The organism is Brevibacterium sp. XM4083, from assembly GCF_006489205.2.
Classification (GTDB): Bacteria; Actinomycetota; Actinomycetes; order Actinomycetales; family Brevibacteriaceae; genus Brevibacterium.
Genome location: NZ_VFYR02000007.1, coordinates 1 through 11,571, shown reverse-complemented (window position 1 = coordinate 11,571; position 11,571 = coordinate 1). Strand labels below are relative to the sequence as shown.

Sequence of the window (11,571 nt, the reverse complement as noted above, 5' to 3'; positions counted from 1 at the left end):
AAGGTGCACGGGGAGACGGCGGCATCGTCCTTGAGCAAGCCAAGGATCTCAACGCTGATCGATGCTGCGCGCGACGTCATGGCCGCCGCGCTAAACCAAGGCGGAACCTCGTTCGATTCCCTCTATGTCGACGTGGCCGGCAGCAGCGGGTATTTTGCCCGCAGCCTGAATGCCTACGGTCGTGCCGGCCGGCCCTGCAGGCGCTGCGGGACGCCGATCGTGCGGGAGAAGTTGATGAACGGGTCGAGCTATTCTTGCCCGCTCTGCCAGCGGAAACGCTAGTCGAGAGGTCGTCTCTCGAGTTGCAGGCGGACCGCGGTCGCAGTGGGGTTCGGCTCGATCCGCTGTACATAGATATATAGCGAGTCTCATCGCCGTGGATGGTGGACCGCGGTCAGCTCTGCTAGCTCGGCGAGTCCCGAGTGAACAGATCCGGCCCTTCTGAACCGGTCTGTCCTCGTGTCCTGACGTGGTGCTCGCCAATCGACCAAACCGAGATGTCGATGCCAGAACGGCTCCTCTGGCCATCGTCCCTGCCGCCATCCCTGAAGGGGGCAGCATCGTTGCGCCACTGCGCATCGTCGTGCGCCCTGGAACAGCGGTCTGTCGGATTCGCCGGTCGCGGCTCTCTTGTCTATACGTACCGGCAGACCTGGTCCGCGCTGCAGGTCTCGGGCTCGGGGTGCGCCGCGTCGTCCCGGAGGTTGGCGATGGTGTCGCGCAAGGCGGTGAGCTGGGCGATCTGCTGCTCGATGTCGCGCAGGCGCGCGTCGAGCAGGTCTCGGACGTGGGCGCACGGGGCGTGGCCGGCGTCGCGGATGTCCACAATCTGGCGGATCTGGGCGAGCGTGAGGCCGGCAGCCTGGCCGCGGTGGACGAAGTCGACGCGCGCGATTGCGTCCGGCGGGTAGTCGCGGTACCCCGACGACGTCCTGTCGGGCGGGGGGAGCAGCCCCTGCTCTTCGTAGAACCTCAGCGTCTTCGCCGTGGTGCCGGCCGCCTCGGCGAATTCCCCGATCCTCATGGCCTCCTCCATCCGTGTCGCGGCCGCGCTTGACCTTCCCCTGTACTGGAAGGTCCAGTATGGCTGAGACGGAGCAGAAATCCAAGGACTGACAGGAGCAGCGATGCCTACCAAGTACGACCTCGCCATCATCGGATCCGGAGGCGGCGCGTTCGCCGCCGCCATCCGCGCGACCACGCTCGGCAAGTCGGTGGCGATGATCGAGCGCGGGACCTTCGGCGGCACGTGCGTGAACACCGGCTGCGTGCCGTCGAAGGCGCTCATCGCCGCCGCTGATGCCCGGCATGTTGCCGTAGACGCCTCGCAGCGGTTCCCCGGCATCGCCACGGCCGCGGGACCGGTGGACATGCCGACGCTGATTGGCGGGAAGCAGGACCTCGTCGAGGGCTTGCGGGGTGAGAAGTACGTGGACGTCGCCAAGTCGTACGGCTGGCACGTACGGCAGGGCGAAGCCGCGTTCGCCGGCACCCCTGAAGCTCCGGTCCTCGAGGTCAGGTCTGCCGAGGGCGCTGTCGAGACGATCGAGGCCGCCCAGTACCTGGTCGCCACAGGCTCACATCCCTGGGCCCCGCCGATCGACGGGCTGGAGGAGGCCGGGTACCTGACCTCCACGACGGCGATGGAGCTGACCGAGGTCCCCGAGTCGCTGCTGGTGCTCGGCGGCGGATACGTGGCGCTGGAGCAGGCCCAGCTGTTCGCCCGCCTCGGATCGAATGTCACCCTCCTGGTGCGCTCCCGGCTGGCCTCGAAGGAGGAGCCGGAGGTGTCCAAGGCGCTGGCCGAGGTCTTCGCCGACGAGGGCATCCGGGTGGTCCGCCGAGCGGTCCCGACCAGCGTCGCTCGCAGCGCCGACGGGAAGGTCATCGTGGCCGCCGACGTGTCCGGCGGTTCGCAGGAGTTCCGCGCCGACCAGCTCCTGGTCGCGCTCGGCCGCCGGCCCGTGACCGATGCCTTGAACCCTGAGGCGGTGGAGGTCAAGACCGGCGAATCCGGGCAGATCGTGGTCTCCGACCAGCTGCAGTCCTCGAACCCCCGGATCTGGGCCGCCGGCGACGTGACCGGGCACCCCGAATTCGTCTACGTCGCCGCCCACCACGGCACTCTGGTCGCCGAGAACGCCTTCGCCGACGCCGAGAGGTCGGTGGACTATGCCCGGTTGCCGCGTGTGACGTTCACCGGGCCTGCCATCGGCGCGGTCGGCATGACCGAGAAGCAGGTCCTCGACGCAGGCATCCGCTGCGACTGCCGGGTGCTGCCGCTGGAGTACGTGCCCCGCGCGCTGGTGAACCGGGACACCCGCGGGTTCATCAAGATGGTCGCCGACGCGGACACCGGAGAGATCCTCGGCCTCACCGCCGTTGCCAAGGACGCCGGAGAGCTCGCCGCTGCCGGAGTCCACGTGCTCGGCAAGAGCGTCGCGGAGGTCGCCGACGCCTGGGCCCCGTACCTGACCATGGCCGAGGGCATCCGGATCGCCGCCAAGGCCTTCACCGCCGACGTCTCGAAGCTGTCCTGCTGCGCCTGACCCGACCCGGAAGCAGCACCTGCCCGAACTCAGAAATGGAGGAAACCGAAATGTCCGACCTCAGCACGCAACTGCCCGATCGGCTCAACAGGCCCGAGGAGACCGGCCTCGACCCCGGCCTGCTGGTCCCGCTGCTGCGGCTGCTCGTCGACGGCGACCCCGTCACGATCGAGCAGCTCGCCACCGCCGCCGGCCGCACCCCTGAGCAGGCCTGCAACGGACTGGCCGCCGTGCCCGACACTGAGTACGACGACCAGGGCCGCATCGTCGGCCAGGGCCTCACCCTGCGCCCGACCCCGCACCGATTCGCCGTGGCCGATCAGGAGCTCTACACCTGGTGCGCCTTGGACACCCTGGTCTTCCCTGGCCTCCTCGACCGGGCGGCCCGCGTGGAGTCTGTCTCCCCGGCCAGCGGCGAGAGGATCGTCGTCGCCGTCAACGTCGACCCTGCCACCGGCGTCACCCGCGTCGAACCCGCGAGCGCCGTCGTGTCCCTGGTGAACCCGGAGCAGATCACCTCGATCCGCTCCTCGTTCTGCGACCAGGTGCACTACTTTACATCTGCAGACGACGCCGCCGGATGGCTCGCTGAGCACCCAGGGGCTCAAGCGGTGCCGGTGATCGAAGCCCATCGGATCGGCATCGAACTCGCTTCCCACCTGCTCGACCGGCTCCGGGCCGACGCCCAGACTGCCGACCGCTGCCACCGCTGCTGCTAGCCGGGCCCCGAATGAAACGAGAACACCGATGACGACCAGACGCGACGACCGACCCGGCGGCGGCCTGGTGCTCGGGGCAGGGGTCGTGCTCCTCATGGCACTGTGCTGCGGTCTGCCGCTGCTCATCGCCGGCGGCGTGCTCGCCGGCCTCGGCGGGATCCTCGCCAACCCCTGTGTGGTAGGCACCGGCATGGCGCTCGTGGTGCTCGTCGTACTCGCCGCCGCCCACCGCCGGACCCGCAGCGACCGCACCGGCCACGACTGCTGCCCGACCATTGATTCCGATCATGCCACCGACACGAAGGAAGACCAGAACCTATGACCACCCCCCCTCACCCGCCGCGCGGCGCTCTCGTTCGCAGGCCTCATGGTCGCAGGACCGCTGGTCCTGACCGCCTGCGGCAAATCTGACGACGCCGCGCCCACAGCCGATGTCGGCTCGCCCGCGGCCGTGACCAGCATCGACGGCAGGCAGGTCAGCCTGCCCGCCGCGGGGAAGCCCACCGCGGTGTTCTTCTTCTCTGTCGGCTGCGGCGAATGCGTCGGCGGGGTCCGATCCCTCGGCGAGGCCGCCGCCAGCGCGGAAGCGAACGGCACCGGTGCCGGATTCCTCGCCGTCGACATGGATCCGCGCGAAACCAAGGAGACTATCGAAGGCTTCATGAAATACGTCGAGGCTGAACGCGTCCCCGCCGCCATCGACCAGGGCGCAACCCTGTCCCAGCGATTCGACGTCGCCGCGCTATCCACGCTCATCATCGTCGATTCCGACGGCCGGGTGACTTTCCGCGCCACCGACCCCGACGCTGAGACGATCATCGGCGAGCTCGAAAAGGCCGGGGCCTGAGCCATGGGTGGACTCCTTGCCCTCGCCTTCGCTGCCGGAATGATCGCCCCGGTCAACCCCTGCGGTCTTGCACTGCTTCCGGCATGGATCACCCACGCGCTGGGCGACGCCGCATCCTCCCCGGCCCCGGTGCGCCTCCTGCGATCGCTGCGGGCAGGCCTCGCCGTGACAATCGGGTTCGCAGGCACGCTGGCGCTGGCGGGTATCGCTGTGAGTGCCGGAGCGCGGAGCCTGATCCAGGCCGCTCCAGCACTGGGGCTCGCCGTCGGCGTCGTGCTCGTCCTGTTCGGCGCGGCGATGCTGGCCGGTCGCTCGTTCTCGCTCCGGCTGCCCGGCATCCCCAGCCGGGTCACGGCGCGTCCGCCGAGCACCGCACGCATGGTCGTCTTCGGGGTCGGCTACGCCGCGGCGTCGCTGTCGTGCACCTTCGGAGTGTTCCTCGCCGTCGTCGCGCAGGCGCAGGCCACAGCCAGCTTCGCCGGCCTGCTCCTCGTCTTCGCCGTCTACGCCGCGGGATCCGCGAGCGTCCTGCTGCTCGTCGCCGTCACCGCTGCCGCTGCCGGTACGGCGCTCTCGCGACGCATTGCCTCACTGGCACGCTATGGCCCCAGGGTCACCGCCGCCGTGCTCATCCTCACCGGGGCCTACCTGGCCTGGTACTGGTACCCGGCCGTCACCGGTGACGCTTCAGCGTTTGGCCGCACCAATGCCGTCGCCGCGGTCGCAACTTCGGTGTCTGACTGGGTCCAGGGGCACGTCGGCGTCGTGACCGGAGTGTCCGTCGCGGCCGTGTTCGTCGCGCTGCTGCTCGGAACCCTCGCCGGACGCCGTCCTATGTCCATCTGGAAGGCCAATGGAGACTGCTGCGACGCCGAGCAAGCGCACTCTGCCGACGACCGGCCGAGCGCGACGACGGAGTGAGCACGACTCTGCCGGAATCTGAGGACGATTGACTCGACGTCGTAACTACCGCCGAGCGCCAAAACTACAGCGCCAAGATCATCTGGCGGCGAATATGGCGGGGAAGACTTCCGGCCCGTACCGAGAAGGTGAGTGGACGCGACGGACGCCCGCTCATCAGGACAATGATCCGAGTCTCGGTCTTGGACTAGGCGCTCGGCTCGGTCGTGCACGACGTGCACGTCCAGAAGATCGGCAAAGCTGCGCTGCGGCTGACGCGCGAACAGGCGAGGACATCACCCGGATCTTCGCTGACCACCTGCTCGAATGTGATGGCAAACGAAAATGAGGTGTCGAAGCTGGGTCTTCGCAGCAGGGATGTAATGTCCATCCGTCGATGGCAGAGGTTTCCTGGACCGTAGATCGCTTGTGGCCGGCTCTTTCCTCGACTGCGCCCGTTCCTCTCAGGCTGAAGTCCTGAGGCTCCGTTCTCGTAACATAGGCACTGTACGTCACCACGCCCGCCGGCGTGAATCCGCCGGTGAACAGTTCAGACCCCTTCGTCACACCTCCCGTAATTCATTGCTCCTATTGTGTGACGCAGGCTACGGGGTGCACCTTCTGGCTGGCTATGGGATCGCTCGACACCCGTGCGAGCGCTGCGGAACGCAGATAGTACGGAAGAAGATCATGAACCGATCGAGCCACCTCTGCCCGGTTTGCCAGCTGGAACGATAGAGGCCCTGCTTCACGCGATGAGTGTTGCTTCGACGCGCCTTGATCAATGCACGTAGGCCCCAGCATCGATCGAATACGCCCCGCCGGATGCAAGAACTCGGTGAAGTAGAACTGAACCGGACTCCGAAGACCGAGGTCGCACTTTCGTGACGAAACATCTCCTGTGGGTGGCGATGTTCAGCTGTTCCAGTTTCATCACGGCTGGGCATTTCGTACGCGATGATTTTCGCCCGGCCTCGGCGAGGCGAGGTTCAGGCAGACCAGGCCGACACCGGCGACCACGAAGACGTCCGCGATGTTCCCGACGAAGAGGCTCCCGTAGGCGAGGAAGTCCGTGACGTGCCCTTGACCGATCGCGGGCGGGTTACCGAGCCGGTCGACGAGGTTGCCGACCGCACCGCCGAGGACCATGCCCAGGGCAAGGCCCCACCGCAAGCCCCGAAGCCGCGCGGCGAACACGACCACCGCCACCGAAGCGAGGACGCCGACGGCCGTGAAGATCCACGTCGATCCCGCGCCGAGCGAGAACGCGGCCCCGGGGTTGTAGACCAGGGACAGGCCGAACAAGTCGCCGAGCAGCGGGACCCGTTCGCCCGGCGTCAGCCGCGCGGCCGCGAGGGCCTTCGTCCCCTGGTCCAGAGCGAGGCCGAGCGCGCCGACGGCGAGAGCTGCGCCGACCGCCCGCCGGGTGGGAGGAGGCGGGGCCTTCTCGTCCGCGACGCCGGCGTCAGCCGTCTCGACGGCATCCGGCACGTTCACGAGGCGGTCTTCCTCGTCCTGGCGGCGCGGAGCCCGTTGAGGATCACTATCACCTCGGCGATCTCGTGCACCAGCACCACCGCTGCGAGGCCGAGCACGCCGAACAGCGCCAGCGGCAGCAGCGCGGTGATGATCAGCAGGGACAGGATGATGTTCTGGTTGATGATGTGCCTGCCGCGGCGGGCGTGGTCGAACGCGCGCGGGAGGAGTCGCAGGTCGTGGCCGGTGAAGGCGACGTCGGCGGACTCGATCGCGGCGTCGGAGCCGGTCGCGCCCATCGCGATGCCGATGTCCGCGGCGGCCAGGGCGGGGGCGTCGTTGATGCCGTCGCCGATCATCGCGACCGAGCCGTGCCTGCCCAGCTCGCTGATCGCGGCGGCCTTGTCCTCGGGACGCAGCTCGGCGCGGACGTCCTCGATCCCGGCCTGCGCGGCCAGCGCCCGGGCGGTGCGGGCGTTGTCGCCGGTGAGCATCGTCACCCCGACGCCCTGGGCGGCGAGGGTGCGGACCACCTCGGGGACCTCGGGGCGCAGCTCGTCGCGGACCCCGATCGCGGCGACCGGGACGTCGTCGCGGTGCACGATCACGACGGTCATGCCCTGCTCCTCCAAGCCCGCGACCTGGTCCTTGAGCGTCCCGGCGTCCAGCCAGCGGGGGCTGCCGACGGTGACCCGGGCCCCGTCGAGGGTGCCCTCGATGCCGTGCCCGGCCTGCTCGGTCACGTCCAGGGCGGCGGGGGCTCCGGGCGAGGCGGCGGTGATCGCGGCGGCCAGCGGGTGGGTGCTGTGCTGCTCCAGGGACGCCGCCCACGCCAATGCCCGCGCCTCGTCCACTCCGTCGGCGGTGAGGACGGCGGTAACGGCGGGCTCGTTGCGGGTGAGGGTGCCGGTCTTGTCGACGGCGACGTGGCGGATCACGCCGAACCGCTCGAACACGGCACCGGATTTGATGATCACGCCGAATCTGCTCGCCGAGCCGATCGCGGCGACGACGGTCAGCGGGACGGAGATCCCCAGCGCGCACGGCGACGCGGCGACGAGCACCACGAGGGCGCGGGTGATCCACAGCTCCGGGTCGCCCAGCAGCGAGCCGATGACCGCGACGAGAGCGGCGAGGATCAGCACGCCAGGCACGAGCGGCCGGGCGATGCGGTCGGCCAGGCGGGCACGGTCCCCCTTCTCGGCCTGCGCCTGCTCCACCAGCTCCACGATCGTGGTCAGCGAGTTGTCGGTACCCGCCGCGGTCGTCTCGACCTCCAGGGCACCGGCAGTGTTGATCGCCCCGGCCGACACCGCGTCGCCGGGCTCGACCTCCACCGGGATCGACTCCCCGGTGATCGCCGAGGTGTCCAGGCTCGACCGGCCCGTGCGGACGATCCCGTCGGTCGCGATCCGCTCACCCGGACGCACGAGCATCAGCTGACCAACGGCCAGATCCTTCGCGGCGACCTCCACGGACGCGCCATCCCGCCGGATGGTCGCGGTCTGCGGGACCAGCTTGAGCAGCGCCCGCAGCCCGCCGCGGGCGCGGTCCATCGCCTTGTCCTCCAGCGCCTCGGCGATCGAGTACAAGAACGCCAGCGCCGCGGCCTCCTCGACGTAGCCGAGGATGACCGCGCCCACCGCGCTGATCGTCATCAGCAGCCCGATGCCCAGCTTGCCCTTGAACAGCTTGCGGACCGCGCCCGGGGTGAACGTCGACGCACCCAGCAGCAGGCCGATCCAGAACGCCACCAGCGACGGGATCTCCGCCCCCGTCCATTCCAGGACCAGGCCCGTGCCGAAGGCGACGCCGGAGAGCACCGGGACCATGATCCCGCGGTCACGCCACCACGGGCGCTCCCGCTCCTCCTCGGCCTCCTCGCCGACCCGGGTCTCCGGCTCGTCGCACCCGCACGCCGCGCTCACGCGCCCGCTCCAGTCCCGCAGCAGCCCGGCACCGTGCACTCGGCGTCCACGCACGGCGCGTGCTCGTCCACGGCCAGCGTCACGTCCACCAGCGCCGTGAGCGCCGCCGCGAGGTGCGGGTCGGCGATCTCGTAGCGCGTCTGCCGCCCCTCGGGCTCGGCGACCACGATCCCGCAGTCACGAAGACAGGTCAGGTGGTTCGACACGTTCGAGCGCGTCAGCTCCAGCTCGCGCGAGAGCACGGCCGGGTAGCTCGGCCCGTCCAACAGGGTCATCAGGATCCGGGAGCGCGTCGGGTCCGCCATGGCCCGGCCCAGCCGGTTCATGACGTCGAGGCGAGAAGCAATAGTCAGCATGCACTGAACTATACAGCAATGGCTGACCTATTGGCTATTACTGATGGGGCACCGGCGCGGTCCGTGCGAAGGCCCGGAACGCGCACTCGGACCGGCACTGCTCGTCGCTGTCCGGGCAGTCGTCGACGTGGGCCTGCGCCGCGCTCAGTTGTTCCTGGAGTACGGTCAGGATGCTGATCTGCCGTTCGACGGCGGCGATCTGCTCGGCCAGCAGCGGCTGCAGCGCGACCTTGACGCCGGTGCAGGTGCCCGTGTCGGCGAGCTCCAAGAGGCGGCGGATCTCGGGCAGTTCGAGTCCGAGCCGCTTGGCTGAAGCGATGAAGTCGAGCCGCTCGAGGTGGCCCTCGTCGAAGTCCCGGTATCCGTTCGGGCTCCGGCGCGCCGCGAGGAAGCCGAGGCGCTCGTAGTAGCGCAGCGTGCTCGTCGGCACTCCGCTGCGCTCGGCGACCTCGGAGATCTTCATGCTTCGAGCCTATGCTTCGCTAGCTTGACCTTCAACCCGGGTTCAAGGTCTAACGTTTTTCTGTAGGCGGGATTGCCCGCCCTTGCACGTGATGAGGGAGAACAGATGCAGATGAGCGTGGAATGGATGGAGCGGCACCAGGTCGCGCTCTATGTCGCGGGGCTGGCGATCGGGGCCGTCGTCGGGCTGGCCTGGCCCGTGGTCGCCTACCCGGCCGAGCTGGCGATCCACCCAGTGCTCGCGCTGCTGCTCTACGCCACGTTCCTCGGCATCCCGTTCGGCAGAATCGGGCACGCCTTCCGCGACTGGCGCTTCCTCGCCGCGATCCTCGTCGTGAACTTCGTGCTGGTGCCCGCCGTCGTCTGGCTGCTGTCGGGGATCGTGGCCCACGACCAGGTGCTCCTCGTCGGCGTGCTGTTCGTGCTGCTGACCCCGTGCATCGACTATGTGATCGTCTTCGCCGGGCTTGCCGGCGGCGACGAGGAGAAGCTCTTGGCAGCCGCCCCGCTGCTGATGCTCACCCAAATGCTCCTGCTGCCGCTGTACCTATGGCTGTTCGTCGGAGCGGAGTTCGTGGGGTCCGTGGAGTTCGCGCCGTTCGTCGAGGCCTTCGTGCTCATCATCGCCCTGCCCCTCGTGGGCGCGGCGCTGACCCAGCTGTCCGCGGCCAGATCGCGCGCCGCGCGCAGGGTCGAACAGGCGGTCATGGGCGCGATGGTGCCGCTCATGGTCGCCACGCTCGCGGTCGTCGTCGCCTCGCAGATCGCTGGCGTGAGCGCGCGGCTCGGCTCTCTGCTCCTCGCGGTGCCGGTCTACGTCCTCTTCGCCGCCGTGATGGTGCCGGTCGGGATGCTGGCGGGCAGAGTCGCGGGCCTCGACGTGCCGGGCAGACGGGCGATCGTGTTCAGCGGCGCGACCCGGAACTCACTCGTCGTGCTGCCGCTGGTGCTCGCGCTGCCCGCGGCGTTCGACCTCGCGCCCCTCGTGGTCGTCACGCAGACCCTGGTCGAGCTGGTCGTCATGGTGGTTTTCGTGCGACTGATCCCGTGGATCATCCGCGTGGCTCACGATCCTGAGATAGGACCGGCGAAGTCCGTGTCGTAGAAGCCTCGTGCAACGGGGGTGCCGGGATCCCTCAATCAGAGAAGTGCCGAAGGCGGGCCTCGGCTCTCGTCAGGGCGGCCGGCGGGCGTCGCTCAGGTCCCCACTACCACCTGATCGAACAGAAGGCCAAGAGAAGGAGAAGTGGAGGCCGGGACTGCTTCGATGGCGAAGGCGTCCTGTGCGCACGGGTCGCGGATGCCCGATCCTTCCTTCGATCGGGCAGTTGGTAGGTTGACGTCGTGAGGCCGTACTCTGGTGTGGAGGCAGCACACATCATACGCACGTCACTTAGCGGTGAAGTAGCCTCTGACCAGCGAAAACGCCATCGTCTTACTCTCCCAGTTTTTCAATGTATCTATCGTGGGAAGTAGGGCTACTTAAACATTGCATTAAAGCGGGTCGAAGGAGGCCGTTCACTCCAATGTCGCGATTGGCAGTGCCGGTCAGCGGGCCGGCGTCAACGAATCATACCCCGGTCTGACTTGGCACGACAGGCTCTGACCAAGCGCCTCGATAGCCCGACCTGTTCAGTAGCGCACCGCCGTAGCCCTGGGTCCCGGACACTGCGAGGTGCTACCCGTGCCTGAACTTCCTGAGGTCGAGGTCGTGCGCCGTGGACTCGACGATCATGTCCGTGGCCGGACGATCGCCTCGGCCACTATTCTGCATCCGCGTGCGGCCCGCCGTCATGTGCGCGGTACGGAGGATTTGGCCGCACGGATGGTCGGGGCGACGATCACGGGGACTGCCCGCCGCGGTAAGTACCTGTGGCTGATCCTGGACGGCGAGGACGCACTACTGGCTCACCTGGGGATGAGCGGGCAGATGCTCATCACGTCGCCTGATGCTGCCGTCGCTGCGCACGAGCGGGCGCGGATCACCTTCACCGACGGCGGCCACGATCTGCGGTTCGATGACCAGCGCACGTTCGGGCATCTGATGTACGACGAAGGCGGAGCGGTGCTACCCTCGCCGATCGCCCACATCGCGCGGGATCCGTTCGATCCGCTGTTCGACCAGCCGGCAGCAGTTGCGTTGATCAAGGCCAAAAAAACCGGCATCAAGCGCGTGCTGCTGGACCAGACGGTAGTGTCCGGCATCGGGAACATCTACGCCGACGAAGCACTCTGGGCTGCCAAGGTGCACGGGGAGACGGCGGCATCGTCCTTGAGCAAGCCAAGGATCTCAACGCTGATCGATGCTGCGCGCGACGTCATGGCCGCCGCGCT

At 68.5% G+C, this 11,571-nt stretch carries 14 protein-coding genes; 9 read left to right on the top strand and 5 right to left on the bottom strand.

Annotation, left to right across the window (positions count from 1 at the left end; genetic code table 11):
* On the top strand, positions 1–282 hold a 282-nt coding region (locus tag FJ887_RS18060), incomplete at its 5' end, for a zinc finger domain-containing protein (RefSeq protein WP_284711367.1).
* Positions 283–634: 352 nt separating this feature from the next.
* On the opposite strand, the gene FJ887_RS18055 is transcribed toward FJ887_RS18060, so the two are convergent.
* On the bottom strand, positions 635–1,024 hold the full coding sequence (locus FJ887_RS18055; protein WP_009378277.1) for a heavy metal-responsive transcriptional regulator: 390 nt from the start codon (positions 1,022–1,024) through the stop codon (positions 635–637).
* Between the two features lie 103 nt (positions 1,025–1,127).
* On the opposite strand from FJ887_RS18055, the gene merA reads away from it, so the two are divergent.
* From merA to FJ887_RS18620, 6 genes are all read left to right on the top strand, one after another.
* Positions 1,128–2,549, top strand: coding sequence for a mercury(II) reductase (gene merA / locus FJ887_RS18050; protein ID WP_009378282.1), 1,422 nt, complete (start codon positions 1,128–1,130; stop codon positions 2,547–2,549).
* Between the two features lie 50 nt (positions 2,550–2,599).
* Positions 2,600–3,268 carry an organomercurial lyase MerB gene (gene merB, locus FJ887_RS18045; RefSeq protein WP_009378283.1) on the top strand — a complete coding sequence of 223 codons (669 nt, stop codon included), beginning with the start codon at positions 2,600–2,602 and terminating at the stop codon, positions 3,266–3,268.
* Positions 3,269–3,296: 28 nt separating this feature from the next.
* Positions 3,297–3,590: a mercuric ion transporter MerT gene (gene merT, locus FJ887_RS18040; protein WP_009378284.1), complete on the top strand. Its 294-nt coding sequence runs from the start codon at positions 3,297–3,299 to the stop codon at positions 3,588–3,590.
* 45 nt (positions 3,591–3,635) lie between these two features.
* Positions 3,636–4,115: a TlpA family protein disulfide reductase gene (locus tag FJ887_RS18035; protein WP_009378285.1), complete on the top strand. Its 480-nt coding sequence runs from the start codon at positions 3,636–3,638 to the stop codon at positions 4,113–4,115.
* A gap of 3 nt (positions 4,116–4,118) precedes the next feature.
* The gene (locus FJ887_RS18030; RefSeq protein ID WP_009378292.1) at positions 4,119–5,036 is read left to right on the top strand and encodes a cytochrome c biogenesis CcdA family protein; all 918 of its coding nucleotides are present in this window, start codon (positions 4,119–4,121) and stop codon (positions 5,034–5,036) included.
* 408 nt (positions 5,037–5,444) lie between these two features.
* Positions 5,445–5,753 (top strand): zinc finger domain-containing protein, encoded by a 309-nt coding sequence (locus FJ887_RS18620; RefSeq protein WP_311199573.1) that lies wholly within the window; start codon positions 5,445–5,447, stop codon positions 5,751–5,753.
* Between the two features lie 195 nt (positions 5,754–5,948).
* Here the strand turns inward: FJ887_RS18620 and lspA are convergent, their stop codons facing one another.
* Genes lspA through FJ887_RS18005 form a run of 4 tightly spaced genes read right to left on the bottom strand, consistent with a single transcriptional unit; the run spans position 5,949 to position 9,238 of the window.
* Positions 5,949–6,512 (bottom strand): signal peptidase II, encoded by a 564-nt coding sequence (gene lspA / locus FJ887_RS18020; RefSeq protein ID WP_009378298.1) that lies wholly within the window; start codon positions 6,510–6,512, stop codon positions 5,949–5,951.
* The gene (locus FJ887_RS18015) at positions 6,509–8,419 is read right to left on the bottom strand and encodes a heavy metal translocating P-type ATPase (protein ID WP_181365590.1); all 1,911 of its coding nucleotides are present in this window, start codon (positions 8,417–8,419) and stop codon (positions 6,509–6,511) included. Before FJ887_RS18015 ends, lspA begins: the two co-directional genes overlap by 4 nt.
* Positions 8,416–8,775 carry a Cd(II)/Pb(II)-sensing metalloregulatory transcriptional regulator CmtR gene (gene cmtR / locus FJ887_RS18010; RefSeq protein WP_007633539.1) on the bottom strand — a complete coding sequence of 120 codons (360 nt, stop codon included), beginning with the start codon at positions 8,773–8,775 and terminating at the stop codon, positions 8,416–8,418. Before cmtR ends, FJ887_RS18015 begins: the two co-directional genes overlap by 4 nt.
* A gap of 37 nt (positions 8,776–8,812) precedes the next feature.
* Positions 8,813–9,238 (bottom strand): MerR family transcriptional regulator, encoded by a 426-nt coding sequence (locus FJ887_RS18005; protein ID WP_140954581.1) that lies wholly within the window; start codon positions 9,236–9,238, stop codon positions 8,813–8,815.
* A 105-nt stretch (positions 9,239–9,343) separates the two neighbouring features.
* Here FJ887_RS18005 and FJ887_RS18000 point away from each other — a divergent pair, with 105 nt between their 5' ends.
* Positions 9,344–10,342, top strand: a complete 999-nt coding sequence (locus FJ887_RS18000) for an arsenic resistance protein (RefSeq protein ID WP_009378305.1) — start codon at positions 9,344–9,346, stop codon at positions 10,340–10,342.
* A 579-nt stretch (positions 10,343–10,921) separates the two neighbouring features.
* A partial coding sequence (mutM, locus tag FJ887_RS17995) for a bifunctional DNA-formamidopyrimidine glycosylase/DNA-(apurinic or apyrimidinic site) lyase (protein ID WP_250786299.1) occupies positions 10,922–11,571 on the top strand: 650 nt, incomplete at its 3' end.

Bases quoted from the DNA above. Each gene is read 5' to 3' on its own strand.
- FJ887_RS18055 (WP_009378277.1), bottom strand. From the start codon at position 1,024: ATGAGGATCGGGGAATTCGCCGAGGCGGCCGGCACCACGGCGAAGACG.
- cmtR (WP_007633539.1), bottom strand. From the start codon at position 8,775: ATGCTGACTATTGCTTCTCGCCTCGACGTCATGAACCGGCTGGGCCGG.
- merT (WP_009378284.1), top strand. From the start codon at position 3,297: ATGACGACCAGACGCGACGACCGACCCGGCGGCGGCCTGGTGCTCGGG.
- merA (WP_009378282.1), top strand. From the start codon at position 1,128: ATGCCTACCAAGTACGACCTCGCCATCATCGGATCCGGAGGCGGCGCG.
- FJ887_RS18030 (WP_009378292.1), top strand. From the start codon at position 4,119: ATGGGTGGACTCCTTGCCCTCGCCTTCGCTGCCGGAATGATCGCCCCG.
- FJ887_RS18035 (WP_009378285.1), top strand. From the start codon at position 3,636: ATGGTCGCAGGACCGCTGGTCCTGACCGCCTGCGGCAAATCTGACGAC.
- merB (WP_009378283.1), top strand. From the start codon at position 2,600: ATGTCCGACCTCAGCACGCAACTGCCCGATCGGCTCAACAGGCCCGAG.
- FJ887_RS18005 (WP_140954581.1), bottom strand. From the start codon at position 9,238: ATGAAGATCTCCGAGGTCGCCGAGCGCAGCGGAGTGCCGACGAGCACG.
- FJ887_RS18000 (WP_009378305.1), top strand. From the start codon at position 9,344: ATGCAGATGAGCGTGGAATGGATGGAGCGGCACCAGGTCGCGCTCTAT.